Consider the following 15,024-nt stretch of genomic DNA (forward strand, 5'->3'; position numbering starts at 1 on the left):
TCCCGGTCGCACAGGTAAGGATCAGGGGCGATATCCGTCCGCATCGGAGGTTGTTGTGAAGGTCCTCGTGGTCGGTGCCACCGGCACTCTGGGTACGGCCGTCACCACGCTGTTGTCCGCACGGCACGACGTGGTCACCGCCTCCCGGAGCGGAAAGACCGATGTCGCGGTGGACATCACCGATCCGGCGTCGGTGGCGGCGATGTACGAACAGGTCGGCCGGGTGGACGCGGTCGCGTGTGCGGCGGGTGCTGTGCCGTTCAAGGTGGTCGCGGAACTGAGCCATCAGGACATCAGGAGCGCGGCGCTGAACAAGCTGCTCGGACAGGTGGAACTGGTCCGGGGCGGGCTCGACTTCGTCGCGGACAACGGCTCGTTCACGCTGATCACCGGCATCCTGTCGGGCGAGAGCATCCGCACCGGATCGATGGCCTCGATGGCCAACGGCGGCATCGACGCGTTCGTCCGCGCCGCCTCGGTCGAACTGCCGCGCGGGCTGCGGATCAACTCGGTCAGCCCGACGGTGCTCACCGAGTCGATGGACGCCTACGACTCCTTCTTCCCGGGCTTCCCGCCGGTCGACGCCGCCGTCGCCGCGATGGCGTACCGCCGCTCGATCGAGGGTGTGGAGACCGGCCGGGCCCTCCGCGTGGGCTGGTAGCCGATCCGCCGTCGAACCCTCGGGCCCACCACCGCTCGCCCCCGCCGAGCCGTGGAACTCCCGCGAGGATCGTGGTTCCGTCGCTCGACCGCCCGCGGGTGACCGCCCGGTCCGTCGGCACTCGATGACCGAAGGTCCGTGGGAGCTCAGCCGCCCCCGACGCGTGTGCGCCTTCGGGTCGGGCGGGTCCCGCGTGCGTGCGAACGCGGCGCGTTCAGACCTGCGTCGAACCCTGCTTCGGCCCCCAGATGTCCAGTCCCGCGTACGCGGGCTGCCACTCGTTTCGGTAGGCCGCGCGCAGGGGTTCGGGCAGCAGGCCGAGCACGTTCGCGACGGTGTCCGTGCTCGCGCCGTCCAGCAGCCACGGCAGGTACCGGGGGCTGTCGTCACCGATCCGGATGCCGTGCTCGGCGCCGAAGCGCCGGAGCACGTCCGGCGTCACGTGCGCGTCGACGATCTCGAGTGCCTCGTCCTCCTCGTGCGCGAGGTGCCCGCTCAGGCCGCCGACCAGGCGTTCGACGATCATGGCCAGTCGCTCCGGGCCGCCTTCGCGGTCGGCCAGTGCCGCGTCGACGGCGTTCAGACCGGGGTCGACGATGGCGTGTTCGGCCTCCATCGCGTCGAGCACCGCCAATTCGTCCGGGCGGTCCTGGACGGCCGACCGGATCGCGGGCCACAGCACGTCGTCCTCGGCACTGTGGTGTACGTGCAGGTAGCGCTTGAACATCTCCCAACCGATCGCCGCCTGGAGGACCTGACGCGGGTCGTCGCTCGCGTCGGCCGTGATCCTGGCGATCCGCCCCAGTTCCCGCCGAAGCGCGTCGTGGAACGTGTACATCATGGACATGTCGTTCTTGAAGGTCTTGCGTGTCATGGTGTGCTCCGATTGCGTGATCCGCCGACCCGGGCTTCGGCGCGCGGCATCGCCCGGCGGCGCGGTGTGCGACCGCGCGCCGGTACCGGTCCGTTCGGCTGGTTCGGCTGGTTCGGCTCGTGAGGTTCGTGGCGGGCTTGGTGTCGTCGACTCGTTCTCGGCGGGCTCGCTGCGGCCCGACACATCAATGACGGATCCCGGATCACGAATGTGACCGATCCCGGCCCAAGACTTTCCGACCAAGACTTTCCCGAACCCGCGGATCCGCCGAAACGCCACCGGCACCACCGGTCGCGCCGGCGCACGTCGCGCACATCGCGCGCGCCGCCGACGAGGGTGACGGGTCGGTGGGCCGACGGCCGTTGTCCGTCCTGTCGGACATCATGGGGGTATGAATACGCACCGGCCACGAGGCACCTGCGGCGTGTGCGGTCGTCGCGTCGCGGTGACCGAGACGCACGCGGTCTGGCGGCACGACGACCCCGGCCACGCGCGCGCCGACGACGCGCCGATCTCCTGCCGGGGATCGTGGACACCGGCCGCCGAGGCCGACGATCACGCCGCCGGACCCACCCAGCTCGACCTGCTCAGCGTCGCCACGATGGTCGATGAGGGCGAGGATCCCGATCGGGAGGCGGCCGACGAGACGGGTGAGCTGTTCGCGGGCTCGGCGCCGACCCCGTCCGGTGGGTCACTCGGCCGGTGACGCGCTCCGCGCCGAACCGGCGGGATCCGCGGCCACCGCCCGTGCGGTGGCCAGCAGTTCCGGAATGGTGCCGGTGAATTCCGGGAACAGGCGCATGGCCACGATCCACGCCTCGACGTCGGCCCCCAGGAACTCCTCGACCAGCGCGTTCGCCTCGGCCCGAGGCGCGCCCGAGGCCCACCACTCGGGCAACGTACGCGCATCCGTGCCGGCCAGCACCGACAACACGACCGGAGCCGGGTGGGCGTGCCGAAGCAGATCCGCGCCGGACACCCGGCCGGCCGCCAACGCCTCGTGCAGCCACGGTCGTTCCTCCCGGCTGCGCGCCGCCAGTCCCCTGGCCAACATCGCGACCAGCAACTCGTGGGGGCAGTCCGGGGCTTCGGCGAGCCGGTCGTGCAGCACGAGCGGCAGCGCGGCGGCCCGATGCGAACGGATCAGCTCCGCCCAGGGCAGGCTCCCGCCGTCGGCGAGGATCGCGTCGACCCGGCCGCGCTGCCCCCGGTCCTCGCCCTCGCGCGCCGCCTCGCACAACAACGCGGCGACCCGCTCGGGGTCCTCCTCGGCAATCAGGCGTGCGCGCAGCAGACTCAGGCCGTCGCGCAGGGCGAAGGCGTCCTCGATCGGTTCGCGCACGTCGGCGGGGAAGTCGGCCTCGGCCAGGACCCGACGAGCCTCGTCGACGCCGTATCGGGTCCACACGCCCACGATCACCCGCAGTCGGCCCGCCTCGGTGCGCAACGGCAGCCGGTTGACGACGACGCGGGCCACCTCGGGATCGCCCGAAGTGGTCCCGGCGGCCAACCACGCCGCGCAACGACCCAGGTCGGCGCCCCACAGCAGGGCGAGGAGCGGCTCGGCCACCCGGCCCCGCGTCCCGTCGCGGCGAACGCCCGCCAGCAGCCGCGCGCGTTCCGCGTCGGACAGCAGCGAACCGGCGAACAGTGCGGCGTCCACGTGCGGATCGTCCAGGTTCGCCAGCGCGTCCACCTCGTCGGCGGCGAGGTCGCCGCGAGCGGCCCGCTCGACCGGGCTCTCGGCGACGCCGGACCGCTCGGACCCGACGAACGCGGGCATCGGGAGCGGCGGCGCGGTGGTCGGCCGAGGCCGATCGTCGCGTCCCCCGCCCGCCTCGCCCGACGCGCGCGCCTTGATCGCGGCGGACAACGCGGCGTCACCCGACGCCCGCACCGCGTCGGCCAACACCGCCGGCACCGACGCCATCGCCCGCAGCGCCGGCGCGAGTTCGGCGCCGAGCCGGGCCACCAGGACGGGCACGAGGGCGGGATCCGCCAGGGTGAAGACGGCCCTGGCCACGGAGCGTTCGATGCTGTTCACGGGCGTGCTTCCTGTCGGGTGAGGGGCACCTGTCGGGCGGGCGGGACGGACCTGTCCGGTGGGCGGGACCGGCGCGCCGACCGGCGTCGTCAGACCCGGGCGCGCAGCGTCTCGAGCGCGTTCCGAATCACGCCGGGGTTGCGCGTGTAGTAGCCGAGTTCGCCCGACGTGTACGGGAGTTGGGCCACGTACGCGTCGGCCGCCTGCTCCGGCGTGCACTGCTCCGGGCCGACCACCTCGCGGATGATCACGATGCTCTCGGCCAGGCCCAGCGCGCGGCTCTTGAGCCAGGCCGACAGCGCGGGCATGCCTCCGCGCGCCGCCGCGCTGCGCGCGTCCGGCAACAGCGGGTCGAGCCACCGCAGCCGCCACGCGTAGCCGTCGGTGGCGGGCTGCTCGTCCTCCTCGGCCAGCACCGGTTCGAGCGCCGTCAGCAGCCGCGACATGAACTCGGCGCCGGTGCCGCCGATGTCCGGGTACTCCTTGGCGAACTCGTCCCAGTCGGCCTCCTGGTCGACGAACGTACCGGCGGTGATCCGCGATCCGGCCCAATGCGGCTCGCCCGCCACCAGGGTCCGGTGCAGCAGTTCGGCGCCCAGCGTCGTCGATTCGGCCAGCAGTACCGCGTCGTAGAGGTCCTTGCCCTGGGGGTAGGAGTCGGAGAGCAGCCAGAGCAGTTTCCAGGCCAGCGACTGCTCGGGGGTCGCGGCCAGGATCCGGTGCACCCCCGACCCGTCCCGGCGCGGTACGTCCGTGTACTCGGCCGCCGACGGGAGCGGTTCGTTGAAGACGAAGTCGAGTTGCACGGTGCCCGACGGCAGTCCGTCCGCGTGCCACGGCAACACCAGGCGCCGGCCGGGCACCCGGTCGTAGGTCCAGATCTCGTCGTCGATCGCGCCGTCCGCGTCGATCCGTACGCCCGGACCGGTGTGGGAGGGGGCGTCCGCGCGCGAGAGGGCGTCCGCACCGCGCGCGATCGCGGCGAACATCCGGTCGGTGCGCGGCTCGACCACGTCCCACGTGGCCGGTACCACGACGAAGTCGAGGTCGCCGGGCTCGCGCGCGGCGGCGCCGTACCAGGCCCGGAGCAACATGCTGCCGCGCAGCACCAGGTGCTCGGCCCACGGGGAGTCCGCCACCGCCGCCAGGACGTGGTCGACCGCCTGTCGGCGGGCGGTGTGCCAGCGTTCGGCGGTCTCGGGCGCGGTGAACTGCGGCTCACCGGCCCGCATGGCGCTGCCGTAGTGCTTCAACGCCGGGTCGAAGACCGGCCGTTGGCGTACGCCCGGGTAGGTCACCGAGACCAGGGTTCGTGGCAACTGCCTTGCCAGTCGGACGTGTTCGTCCAACGGCTCGGTCGGCAGGGTCTGCTCGTCCCACGGTCCCCAACCCAGGTTGTCCCAGGTGTTGTGCCCGCTGCTGTCGGTCATGGCCGCTTCCGTTCGTCGTGGCGGTCACCGTCGCGGTCCCCGTCCGGCGACCTCTCGTCGCGAGACGGCGCGAAGTCCCTCGGGTTCGAGCCGGATCGGAGCCGTTCGGGCCGGGTCGGAGCCCGTTCAGGCCCGTTCAGGCCCGATCGGACCGGTGCGCGCCGGCTCCGGCCGGCTCGGGTCGGTCGGTGCCGTCGAGGTCCTTCGCGTACCAGATCTCGGCGTACTTGCCGCTGTTGTGCGCCGGTACCTCCGCGTAGCCGCTCCTGGTGTACAGCGTGCGGGCCTCGATCAGGTCGAGGCGGGTGTCCAGGACGATCCGGGCCACGCCCAGGGTGCGGGCGGCGTCGTCCGCGGCGGCCATCAGGTGCCGGCCGCCGCCGGTGCCGCGCAGGTCGGGTCGTACGAACACGCGGGTCAGCTCGGCGGTGCGCGCGTCCCGCAGCAGCAGCCCGGCGCACGCGGCCGGCTCGCCGTCGTATCGGCCGATCAGGAACAGGCCCCGCGGCGGCGCGAGGTGGTCGCTCGGCGCGTCGGCCAGGCCCTCCTCGATCTCGGTCGGCGTGGAGTCCCGGCCCTCGTGCAGCCGGTAGTACCGATCGCTGACCTCGACGAAGTACGCCCGCAGCAGCGCGAGCGCTTCGGGAGAGCCGACCGCGGCGGGGGCGATCGTCCAGGTCTGCGGGTGCGGACTGCGTACGGCGGTGGACATGGGAAAAGTGTTCCGCACCCGTCAAACCGTTTGCCGACCGGGTGACGCGCACACCGCCGGGTGATCGCACGGTCGCACAACGCACCGCACCGGCGGCGCGGCCCCGTGGGACCGCGCCGCCGGTGCTCACCAACTCTCGGGCAGCGGCTGGCCCTCCGCGTAGCCGGCCGGGCTCTGGATGCCCAGCACGGCGCGTTCGTGGAATTCGGTCAGGGTGCGGGCACCGGCGTAGGTGCACGCGCTGCGCACACCGGCGCCGATCGAGTCCAACAGGTCCTCGACGCCGGGGCGGTTCGGGTCCAGGTACATCCGCGAGGACGAGATACCCTCCTCGAACAGCGACTTGCGGGCCCGGTCGAAGGCGGATTCGGTGGCCGTGCGCAGCCGGACCGCGCGTGCCGAGGCCATGCCGAAGCTCTCCTTGTACAGCCGGCCCTCGCCGTCGCGGTAGGCGTCGCCGGGCGACTCGTAGGTGGCCGCGAACCACGAGCCGACCATCACGTTCGACGCGCCCGCCGCCAGCGCGAGCGCGACGTCGCGCGGATACCGGACACCCCCGTCGGCCCACACGTGTCGACCCAGCCGGGTCGCCTCGGCCGCGCACTCCGCGACGGCGGAGAACTGCGGGCGCCCGACGCCGGTCATCATCCGGGTCGTGCACATCGCGCCGGGGCCGACGCCGACCTTGACGATGTCCGCGCCCGCCTCGATCAGGTCGCGCACGCCCTGCACGGTGACCACGTTGCCCGCCACGACCGGTACGGGCGGGTCGAGCGCCCGTACCGCGCGCAACGCCTTGATCATCTGCTCCTGGTGGCCGTGCGCGGTGTCCAGGACCAGGGTGTCCACGCCCGCCTCGATCAGGCCCTTCGCCTTGTGCGCGACGTCGTTGGTGATGCCGATCGCGGCGGCCAGGCGCAGGTGCCCGGCCGCGTCCACGGCCGGCGTGTACAACGTCGAGCGCAGCGCGCCGGTGCGGGTCAGTACGGCCACCAGTCGGCCGTCGGCGTCCACGATCGGCGCGAGCTTGTGCCGGCCCTCGTACAGCCGGTCGAACGCCTCGCGTGGGTCGACGCCGTCCGGCAGGGTGAGCAGTTCGGTGGTCATCACCCGCGCGAGTTGCGCGAAGCGGTCCACGCCCAGGCAGTCGGCCTCGGCGACGATGCCGACCGGGCGCCCGCCCTCGGTCACCACCACCGCGCCGTGGGCGCGCTTGGGCAGCAGGTTCAGCGCCTCGCCGACGGTGTCGGTGGGGGCCATCGTGATCGGGGTGTCGTAGACGAGGTGACGCCCCTTGACCCAGGAGGTCACCTCGGCGACCACGTCGACCGGGATGTCCTGCGGGATCACCGCGAGCCCGCCGCGCCGGGCGATGGTCTCGGCCATCCGGCGCCCGGCGACGGCGGTCATGTTGGCCACCACCACCGGGATGGTGGTGCCGGTGCCGTCGGAGGTGGTCAGGTCCACGTCGAGGCGGGAACCCACGCCCGAGCGCGACGGTACGAGGAAGACATCGCTGTAGGTGAGGTCGTGCGGCGGTACCTGATCGTGGAGGAATCTCATGTCGCGGTACGTACCCAGCCGGCAGGTGGATATCGATCTTCGGGGCCGGTGGGGCGAGTTGCGCGGGGTGGGCCGGCCGGGTCCGGTGTCGCCGGACCCGGCCTCGGTCACCGGGGGTCAGCTCGCGAGCACGGTCGGGTCGAGCCGGCTCAGGCGTTCGGGGTCGGTGAGGATGTCGATGGTGACGATCCGGCGCCGGACGATGGTGAAGGCCACCACCGACATCGGCTGACCGGCGACGCCCGCCACGAAGCCGGCCGTACCGTTGACCAGCGCGGGTCGGGCGACGGCGGCGAGTCGGGCGAAGGTGAGCGCGCCGCCGGCCACCTCCGCCGCGCCTCGGGTCACACCGCCGGGGCGCGGGCCGCCGCCGTCGGAGCGGGCCACCACGTCCGGGTCGAGCACGGCGACCAGCGCGTCGAAGTCACCCCGGCGGGCGGCGGCGCGGCGGCCCAACGGGCCCGGTCGTCGTGGCCGGGGTGATCCGGGGGCGGCGTCGCGCGTCGCGGTCCGGGCCCGGTGCGGCTCACGGGGTGTCCGGGGCGTGTGCCGTGCCGTCGGGCATCGGTCACGGTACTAGCATCGAGCCATGACTATTCGTAGCGCAACGGCTCAGTGGCAGGGCACCATCCTCGATGGTGCCGGCACCATTCGCACCGGCAAGGGCGGCCTGGAGGGGGCCTATTCGTTCAAGTCCCGCTTCGAGGAGGGCGAGGGCACCAACCCCGAGGAACTGATCGGCGCCGCGCTCGCGGGCTGCTTCTCGATGGCCCTGGCCAAGGGTCTGGGCGACGCGGGCTTCCCGGCCACGTCGGTGGACACCACCGCCAAAGTGCACCTGGTCCAGGTCGAGGGCGCCCCGACGGTGACCCGGATCGACCTGGAGACCGCCGTCGTGGCCGCCGGGATCGACCAGGCGGAGTTCCTCAAGATCGCGGACGTCACCAAGCAGAACTGCCCCATCTCCCGGCTGCTTTCGCCGGGCGCCGAGATCACCCTGACGGCTTCGCTGGGCTGACCTCACCCCGGACAACCCGGACGACCCGGACGACCCGGACGGCGAGGGCGTCGGCGATCCTTCGGTCCCCATCGCGACCGCGGGTAGCCCCGACTCCCTCGCCGTTCGCCGTCCCGGCAGCCCTCCGCCGCGCTTGCCGACGTACGCCCGGCGTGCGGCGAAGCGGCAGACGGGTGCGGACGGGTGGGCGGACGGCGGCGGAAAACCGGGTCGCCGGGGCGTCGGGCCGCCGGCAGGATGGCCGGATGCGTGTGGGAGTAGTCGGGTTGGGCATGGGGCTTCACCTGGCGAATTGGTCCAGCCGGGTGGGACTGGACGTGGTGGCGGCGTGTGATCGCGACCCCCGACGCCGAGCCGAGGCGCAGACGCGGCTCCCGGGCGTCGTGTTCACCGATCACTGGCGGGACCTGCTCGACCAGCGGCTGGACGGCGTAATCCTGGCCAACGACTTCGACGCGCACGCGCCGCTCGCGATGGCCTTCCTGGAGCGGGGCGTGCACGTACTGTCCGAGTCGGCCGCGTGCGTGAGCGAGGACGAGGGACGCCGGCTCGTCGACGCGGTCGAACGCTCCGACGCGACCTACTCGTTCGCCGAGAACTATGTGCTGCATCCGCACGTTCGCTTGCTGCGCCGGGTGGTCGAGGCCGGTGAGGTGGGTCGGATCACCCTGATCGAGGCCGACTACCTGCACGGCATGTCGCCCGAGACGGTGGACGCGCTGATCGGCGATCCCGCGCATTGGCGCGGCCGGATCGCGCCGACCGCGTACTGCACGCACACACTGTCTCCCGTGCTCGCGCTCACCGGCGAATGGCCGGTCGAGGTCTCGGCGTTCGTCGCGGACGAGGCCGACCCCAGGAGTGCGGTGGTGCTGGTGGTGCGGCTGTCCGGCGGCGCGTTGGCGGTCACCCGGCACGGTTTCCTCCAGGGCGAGCCGGACAGCCACTGGAGTTGGGTCTCGGTACGCGGCAGCCGGGCCTTGGCGGAGTCCGTCCGGGGACCGGGCGAGCGGGCCTGGTCGGTGCGGGTGCGCTCCGAGGGATGGACCACCGCGGACGGCCGGGCTCGGGACGAGGAACGCGTGCCGCCCACCCTCGCTCTCGGCGACGACACCGTCGAACGCTCCGCCGAGGGCACCGTGCTCCTGCTGCGGGCCTTCCGGGCCACCATGGAGCGGGGCGAGCCGGCGTTGATCCCGGTCCGCCGGGCCGTCGCCGCCTCCCTGGTCGGCGTGGCCGGCGCCAGGTCGCTGCGCAACGGCTCCCGCCCGGAACCGGTACCCGACTTCGCCGGCCCCGCCGCCCACGGCTGACCCGCGGGGCGCGCGACTACGGGCATCCCGCGCCCGAGCTCGCAGCACCTGCCGGCGCCGGTGGCGGGGCGCCCCGCCCGAGGTCAGGAGGCGCCCGGGGCCGGGGGTTTGCGGGCCAGGAGGAAGGCCTGCGGACACGGTCGTACGCTCTCGCCGGCGATCGGTTCGCGGATGGTCCGGGCCTGCACGGCCAGGCCCGCGTCGGTCACCAGGTCGGCGATGACCTCCGGCCGGCGGCGGTGGAAGTCGAGGTCCACCGATCGGCCGAACGCCTCGGTCATGCGCAGCGGCTCGTCCCCGACCTGGAAGGCGAGCAGAAGATGGCCGCCGGGCGCGAGCACACGATGGAAGCCCGCGAAGACGGCGGGCAGTTCCGCGATCGGCACGTGGATGGTCGAGTACCAGGCGACCAGACCACCGAGGCCGGCGTCCGGAAGGTCCAGGTCGGTCATCGTGCCGACCTCGAACCGCAGATCCGGGTACTCGCGTCGGGCCACCGCGATCATCTGCGGCGACAGGTCGATCCCGAACGCCTCCACGCCCAGATCGTGCAGGTGCGCGGTGACCCGGCCGGGTCCGCATCCGACGTCGGCCACGGGTTTGGCCTCGGCGCCCGACGCCCGTACGAGTTCGGCGAAGGCGGCGAGTTGGGCCCGGTCCACGGGCTTGCCCGCGAGTTCGGTCCGGACGTAGTCCGTGTACTCGCCGGCGACGGCGTCATAGGACGTGCGGGTGGCACTCAGGAAGTCTGGTTCGATCACGGCCGCGCACACTACTGCGGGCCTCCGACAACGCCGGGCGGGCGCGTCCCGGTCACACGACGGCGCCGGAATTCGTCAAAGCGTCGGGAGTTCGCTTCCCCTTCGCCGCTCCCCGGCCTGCCTCCCCTTCCACCGGCCCGCCCGTCCCCGACGACGACAACGCTCGACAAGCGAGGAATCCTGTGCGCAGCAAGGTCTTCCGACACGACATGACGATGGTGTTCGCGATCCACGACGCGCTGCGCCGCGATCTGGAGCGCATCGCCGAGATCGCCGCCCGCACGGACGACGACCCCTGGCACATCCTGCGGGTGACCACCGGTTGGGACCTGTTCCGCCGCTACCTGCGGGTCCATCTCGGCGCCGAGGACGACCTGCTGTGGCCGGTGGTCCGCAAGGCTTTGGCCGGTCGGCCGGCGGAACTGGGCGTGATCGCCGTGATGGAGGCCGAGCACGCCACGTTCGATCCGCTCCTGGATGCCGTCGACGCGGCGCTGGCCGACCGCGATCGGGGCCGGCAGCGGCTCGGCGATCTGCTCGACGCGCTGGTCGCGGGGTTGCGCGGGCATCTCGCGCATGAGGAGGACGAGGCGCTGCCGCTGGTCGACGCGGTCGCCACCGCCGAGCAGTGGCGCCGCTTCGAGGCCGAGCACGGCCGGCGGATCGGTTCCGGCACGTGCCGCTACCTGCCGTGGCTGCTCGACGGCGCGAGTACGGAGCACGCCGCGAGCATCCTCGGCCAGTTGCCGGAGTCCGTCCGCCCGACCTACCTGAACCTGTGGCGGCCGGCCTACGCCGCCCAGGACCCGTGGGGTACCCGCGGCCGATCGACGGCGTGAGCGGAATTCGTCCTCGCCGCGGCCACCGGCAAACCGAACGAGGCCGGATGGGAGTGCGTGCGGCGCCCGTGCGTCGGCACCGATGCCGTGCGGCCGGTCCCGACGCCGGTCCCGATGCAAGGGCGCCTCCGGGGGACCGACTACTTCTTCGGTACGAGCACCAAGGGCCCGGCGGCCACGACGTGGGTCGGGCCGTCCGGAAGGGCTCGCAGGGTGCGGATCGGGGAGCAGAAGACCGGGAGGAAGCCCACCGACAGGCAGGCGCCGCCGACCCAGATCGCGGTGTGCACGCCGGCGAACTGGCCGATCAGTGCCGCCGCCACCGCGCCGATCGCGGACGCGCCGGTAAGCAGGCAGCGGAAGGTCGCGTTCATCCGGCCGAGCATCGCGTCGGGGGTCAGGCGTTGGCGCAGGCTGACCCCGAGGACGTTGTCCATGCCCATCTTGGCGGTGGCCAGGAACCAGCCGAGGCAGGCGGGCACGAGCCACGGGCCGCGATCGAGCAGCGGGATCAGCAACCCGGCGGGGGCCAGGCACAGTCCGGCCAGGCCCAGCGTGCGACCGAAACCGAGCCGGGCCGAGATCGGCCGGGCGCAACGCGCGCCGACCAGGATGCCCAGCCCGCCGAGCGCCATGTACAAGCCCAAGGCACCCGCGGGCAGATCCAGTTCCCGAACGAACACCACCGGCAGCAACACGTTGACCAGTTGCGAACCGAAGTTGGTGAGCGCGGCCGTGGCGGCGAGGGCACGCAGCTCCCGTCCTTGGCCCACGTGCCGCAATCCCTCGGCGATCTCGGTGCGCAGTCGGCGTTCGGGACCGCCGGCCGTGGTCGGTGCGCCGTCCGCGCGGATCCGGGTCAGGCCCAGGCCGGAGGCGAGATAGCCGACCGCGGTGCACACCAACGCGGCCGGGGCGGCGACCAGTTGGATCAGGAAGCCGCCCGCGCTGCGGCCGGCGATGTTGGCGGTGGCCATCAGGCTGACCATGGCGGCGTTCGCCGTGACCAGCGCCTCGCGGCCGACCAGGTGCGGCAAGAAGCTCTGCGAGCCGACGTCGAAGAACACCGTGGCGCAGCCGTTGAGCAGGACCACGGCGTACAACTGGGGCAGCGTCAACGCGTCCAGCCACCAGGCCACCGGTATCGAGGCGATCAGCGCGGCGCGGATCAGGTCGGCGACCATCATCACCCGGCGGCGGCGCATCCGGTCCACCCACGCGCCCACGGGCAGGCCGATCAGCAGGAAGGCGACGGTGCCGAGCGCGGCGAGCGCACCCACCTGGCCGGGGCTCGCGTCCAGGGCCGCGACGGCGATCAGCGGGATGGCGACGTAGCCCATGTTGGTGCCCAGTTCGCTGAGCGCCGCCGCGGTGAACAGCGTGCGGAAGTCGGCGATGCGCCAGGGGGAGTGCGGTTGGCTCATGGCGGCAGCTTGGCGCGCGCCACCGAGCACACCCAATGATTTAGCCTGGGCTTAATGATCGAGATCGAGTTCACTCCGGAGGACGTGGCCCGCACCCGCTTCGTCGTCTCCCCCCTGTGGGAGGTGATCGCGAGCGTGCGGATGCTCAAGGGTGCCGACGAACAGGGCATCCACCGCACCTGGACGGATCAGGTCCGCGGGCGCCTGGCCGCCGCGAAGGTGGACCTGACGCCGCTCACCGATCTGGTCCCGGTACCGACCCGAGCCCTCGCGGGCTTCCTGTGCCCGCCGCCGACCACGCCGCTGACCTCGCTCGAGGTCGAGCTCGCCACGCTGCGCGCCACACCGCTCGACCTGCTGCGCACCACCTCGGACGTCGCGCCGGAGCGGATCGCCGCGCTGCGGGCCGATCCCGAGCGCGAGTTGGCGCGGTTGGCCGAAACCATCCGGGCGTACTGGGAGTTGGCGCTCGCGCCGTACTGGCCGCGGATCCTGACCTTCCTGGAGGGGGACATCCTGTTCCGGGCGAGGCGGCTGGTCGAGGGTGGCGCGCGCGGCCTGTTCAACGACCTGGATCCGCAGGTCACCTGGGACGCGGGCACGCTCCAGGTGCAGAACCGCTTCGCGTGCGGTCGGCGCACGCTGGACGGCAAGGGGCTGCTGCTGGTGCCGTCGGCGTTCGTCTGGCCGAGGGTGTTCTCGGTGCTGGACGGGCGGTGGCAGCCCACGCTGCGCTATCCGCCGCGCGGCATCGGCACGTTGTGGTCCACGCCCGCCCGACCGGTCGCGCCCGACGCGCTCGCCGGCGTCCTGGGCCGCTCCCGCGCCACGCTCGTGGCCGAGCTCGTCACGCCGGCCTCGACCACGGACCTGGCCCGGCGTACCGGCCTGACCCCGGGCGGCGTCTCGCAACACCTGTCCGCACTGCGCGCGGCCGGCCTGGTCGCCGCCCACCGCGCCGGCCGGGTGGTGCTGTACGCCCGCACCCAGGCGGCGGAATCCCTGCTGGCGGCGGCGCGTTCGACCTAGTGGTCTGCCCGGGGCGAGCCGGGCCGTGGCTTGGAAGCGTCGGCGGGTTCGGCACATCGGACCGGCCGACCGCGTACGCTCTCGGTCCTGTCCGCCGCCACCCGATCCACTTCTCACGTTCCACCGCGTCGAAAGCGAGTCCGACGGTGCCCACACTCCCCTGGACCACCCCGAATCCGACCACCCCCGGGACCCGGGCGCTCGTGATGGCCTCGCGCTTCGAGATCCGCTCGGCCAAGGACGTACCGAAGTTCTTCCTGAAGTCGCTGTCCGCCTGGCGCCAGGTGAAGTCCGCGCCGGGGGCCGTCGGGGCGTCGCTGATCGCCCAGCCGTTCAAGCGGGTCTTCTACACGCTGTCCGCCTGGGAGAGCCGCGAGGCGCTGGACACCTTCGTCCGAACCGAGCCGCACCGCGGCATCATGACCACCCTGCGGCCGACCATGCGCACATCGACCTTCACCTTCTGGGAGGTCCCGGTCGAGGACCTGCCGATCACCTGGCCCATCGCCCGGGAACGCCTGGCCGAACAGGCCCGCCGCGACGGCACCGGACAGGGCGGCCCGGCCGGCTCCTGATCGACCGGGCGCCGAAGCGGACGAACGCGCCGGCGCGTGTCCTGGACACGGCCTGGGACCCGCCTAGGACCCGCCGGGCGCGGAGGACTCGCCCGGCGGTTGCCAGCCGCGCGTGAGGATGTCGAAGATTGCCCCGACGGCGGCACGGCGATCCTGCCGCCCGCGCGTGAGCGCCGGAATTTCGAGGACGAAGCGAGCGAGCGCCACACATGCGACGTCGTCGTGGTCCACGCCGATCTCGTCGGCGATGGCCGCGCCGAGGGCGTCGGTGTGCCGGGTCCACATGCGTTCGCCGTACGCGCGGAGCACCGGCGTGGAGTCCACCAGGCCGGTGAACTCGGCCAGCCGCGGATCCGCCGCGAGCGGCAGCCAGGTGTCGAGAAAGTGCTGCCGCAGGGCGTCGACGATGCTCCGACCGACGGCTCGCTCCCGCACCGCGGCGATCAGTGCCGATTCCCGGTCCTCGGACCGGTCGAATACCAGCGCCTCCTTGCCGGTGAAGTGCTTGAACACCGTTGTCGTGGACACGTCCGCCGCGTCGGCGATGTCGCGGATGCTCACCTGGTCGTAGCCGCGCGCCACGAAGAGCTGCAGCGCGGCATCGGCGATCGACTGCCGGGTGGCCGCCTTCTTGCGTTCGCGGCGGCCGGCGGGAGGCGAAGGCACGGGCCCAGGGGCAGGGGCAGATTCAGGCATGGCCTGAGCATATCCAAAAGTTGCCTCAGGCGGATAGTGGTTCCATAAGCAAAGTTGAGTCGTTGCACTTTTTGGCTCGGTCTGC

General features: G+C 72.7%; 16 protein-coding genes. 7 read left to right on the forward strand and 9 right to left on the reverse strand.

The genetic code is table 11. From position 1 onward, the window contains the following. The first annotated feature begins 55 nt into the window (after positions 1-55). Positions 56-661, forward strand: a complete 606-nt coding sequence (locus ACWCPW_RS03560) for a short chain dehydrogenase (RefSeq protein WP_449759918.1) — start codon at positions 56-58, stop codon at positions 659-661. Positions 662-875: 214 nt separating this feature from the next. Here the strand turns inward: ACWCPW_RS03560 and ACWCPW_RS03565 are convergent, their stop codons facing one another. Beyond that, positions 876-1,535 (reverse strand): hemerythrin domain-containing protein, encoded by a 660-nt coding sequence (locus tag ACWCPW_RS03565; RefSeq protein ID WP_449759919.1) that lies wholly within the window; start codon positions 1,533-1,535, stop codon positions 876-878. Positions 1,536-1,926: 391 nt separating this feature from the next. Between ACWCPW_RS03565 and ACWCPW_RS03570 the strand changes: the two genes are divergently transcribed. Continuing rightward, entirely contained in the window at positions 1,927-2,241 is a 315-nt protein-coding gene (locus tag ACWCPW_RS03570) for a hypothetical protein (RefSeq protein ID WP_449759920.1), read from the forward strand. Here the strand turns inward: ACWCPW_RS03570 and ACWCPW_RS03575 are convergent. The 5 genes from ACWCPW_RS03575 to ACWCPW_RS03595 form a co-directional block, all read right to left on the reverse strand. Next, positions 2,227-3,579: a hypothetical protein gene (locus tag ACWCPW_RS03575; protein ID WP_449759921.1), complete on the reverse strand. Its 1,353-nt coding sequence runs from the start codon at positions 3,577-3,579 to the stop codon at positions 2,227-2,229. The two genes, ACWCPW_RS03570 and ACWCPW_RS03575, sit on opposite strands and share 15 nt — an antisense overlap. An 89-nt stretch (positions 3,580-3,668) precedes the next feature. Next, entirely contained in the window at positions 3,669-5,009 is a 1,341-nt protein-coding gene (locus ACWCPW_RS03580) for a nucleotidyl transferase AbiEii/AbiGii toxin family protein (protein ID WP_449759922.1), read from the reverse strand. Between the two features lie 136 nt (positions 5,010-5,145). Beyond that, a complete protein-coding gene (locus ACWCPW_RS03585) occupies positions 5,146-5,721 on the reverse strand; it encodes a GNAT family N-acetyltransferase (RefSeq protein ID WP_449759923.1) in 576 nt (191 codons plus the stop codon). Positions 5,722-5,847: 126 nt separating this feature from the next. Next, positions 5,848-7,284, reverse strand: coding sequence for a GuaB1 family IMP dehydrogenase-related protein (locus ACWCPW_RS03590; protein WP_449759924.1), 1,437 nt, complete (start codon positions 7,282-7,284; stop codon positions 5,848-5,850). A 117-nt stretch (positions 7,285-7,401) separates the two neighbouring features. After that, positions 7,402-7,740 carry a hypothetical protein gene (locus ACWCPW_RS03595; protein WP_449759925.1) on the reverse strand — a complete coding sequence of 113 codons (339 nt, stop codon included), beginning with the start codon at positions 7,738-7,740 and terminating at the stop codon, positions 7,402-7,404. Positions 7,741-7,873: 133 nt separating this feature from the next. Here ACWCPW_RS03595 and ACWCPW_RS03600 point away from each other — a divergent pair, with 133 nt between their 5' ends. Together ACWCPW_RS03600 and ACWCPW_RS03605 are read left to right on the forward strand one after the other, a co-directional pair. Continuing rightward, positions 7,874-8,302, forward strand: coding sequence for an OsmC family peroxiredoxin (locus tag ACWCPW_RS03600; protein ID WP_449759926.1), 429 nt, complete (start codon positions 7,874-7,876; stop codon positions 8,300-8,302). 245 nt (positions 8,303-8,547) lie between these two features. Next, positions 8,548-9,615, forward strand: coding sequence for a Gfo/Idh/MocA family protein (locus ACWCPW_RS03605; protein WP_449759927.1), 1,068 nt, complete (start codon positions 8,548-8,550; stop codon positions 9,613-9,615). An 83-nt stretch (positions 9,616-9,698) separates the two neighbouring features. Here ACWCPW_RS03605 and ACWCPW_RS03610 read toward each other — a convergent pair whose 3' ends face one another. Beyond that, positions 9,699-10,376, reverse strand: coding sequence for a class I SAM-dependent methyltransferase (locus ACWCPW_RS03610; protein ID WP_449759928.1), 678 nt, complete (start codon positions 10,374-10,376; stop codon positions 9,699-9,701). Between the two features lie 182 nt (positions 10,377-10,558). Here ACWCPW_RS03610 and ACWCPW_RS03615 point away from each other — a divergent pair, with 182 nt between their 5' ends. Then, positions 10,559-11,215: a hemerythrin domain-containing protein gene (locus ACWCPW_RS03615; RefSeq protein ID WP_449759929.1), complete on the forward strand. Its 657-nt coding sequence runs from the start codon at positions 10,559-10,561 to the stop codon at positions 11,213-11,215. Between the two features lie 140 nt (positions 11,216-11,355). Here the strand turns inward: ACWCPW_RS03615 and ACWCPW_RS03620 are convergent, their stop codons facing one another. Continuing rightward, the gene (locus ACWCPW_RS03620; RefSeq protein WP_449759930.1) at positions 11,356-12,639 is read right to left on the reverse strand and encodes an MFS transporter; all 1,284 of its coding nucleotides are present in this window, start codon (positions 12,637-12,639) and stop codon (positions 11,356-11,358) included. 54 nt (positions 12,640-12,693) lie between these two features. Between ACWCPW_RS03620 and ACWCPW_RS03625 the strand changes: the two genes are divergently transcribed. Together ACWCPW_RS03625 and ACWCPW_RS03630 are read left to right on the forward strand one after the other, a co-directional pair. Then, complete coding sequence (locus ACWCPW_RS03625) at positions 12,694-13,668, forward strand: DUF5937 family protein (RefSeq protein ID WP_449759931.1); 975 nt, start codon at positions 12,694-12,696, stop codon at positions 13,666-13,668. A gap of 146 nt (positions 13,669-13,814) precedes the next feature. Further along, positions 13,815-14,243, forward strand: coding sequence for a DUF3291 domain-containing protein (locus tag ACWCPW_RS03630; protein WP_449759932.1), 429 nt, complete (start codon positions 13,815-13,817; stop codon positions 14,241-14,243). 63 nt (positions 14,244-14,306) lie between these two features. On the opposite strand, the gene ACWCPW_RS03635 is transcribed toward ACWCPW_RS03630, so the two are convergent. Further along, on the reverse strand, positions 14,307-14,939 hold the full coding sequence (locus ACWCPW_RS03635) for a TetR/AcrR family transcriptional regulator (protein ID WP_449759933.1): 633 nt from the start codon (positions 14,937-14,939) through the stop codon (positions 14,307-14,309). Positions 14,940-15,024: the final 85 nt, after the last annotated feature.

The sequence above is a fragment of the Embleya sp. NPDC001921 genome (assembly GCF_053594475.1).

Bases quoted from the DNA above. Each gene is read 5' to 3' on its own strand.
- ACWCPW_RS03565 (WP_449759919.1), bottom strand. From the start codon at position 1,535: ATGACACGCAAGACCTTCAAGAACGACATGTCCATGATGTACACGTTC.
- ACWCPW_RS03570 (WP_449759920.1), top strand. From the start codon at position 1,927: ATGAATACGCACCGGCCACGAGGCACCTGCGGCGTGTGCGGTCGTCGC.
- ACWCPW_RS03580 (WP_449759922.1), bottom strand. From the start codon at position 5,009: ATGACCGACAGCAGCGGGCACAACACCTGGGACAACCTGGGTTGGGGA.
- ACWCPW_RS03585 (WP_449759923.1), bottom strand. From the start codon at position 5,721: ATGTCCACCGCCGTACGCAGTCCGCACCCGCAGACCTGGACGATCGCC.
- ACWCPW_RS03590 (WP_449759924.1), bottom strand. From the start codon at position 7,284: ATGAGATTCCTCCACGATCAGGTACCGCCGCACGACCTCACCTACAGC.
- ACWCPW_RS03600 (WP_449759926.1), top strand. From the start codon at position 7,874: ATGACTATTCGTAGCGCAACGGCTCAGTGGCAGGGCACCATCCTCGAT.
- ACWCPW_RS03605 (WP_449759927.1), top strand. From the start codon at position 8,548: ATGCGTGTGGGAGTAGTCGGGTTGGGCATGGGGCTTCACCTGGCGAAT.
- ACWCPW_RS03620 (WP_449759930.1), bottom strand. From the start codon at position 12,639: ATGAGCCAACCGCACTCCCCCTGGCGCATCGCCGACTTCCGCACGCTG.
- ACWCPW_RS03625 (WP_449759931.1), top strand. From the start codon at position 12,694: ATGATCGAGATCGAGTTCACTCCGGAGGACGTGGCCCGCACCCGCTTC.
- ACWCPW_RS03635 (WP_449759933.1), bottom strand. From the start codon at position 14,939: ATGCCTGAATCTGCCCCTGCCCCTGGGCCCGTGCCTTCGCCTCCCGCC.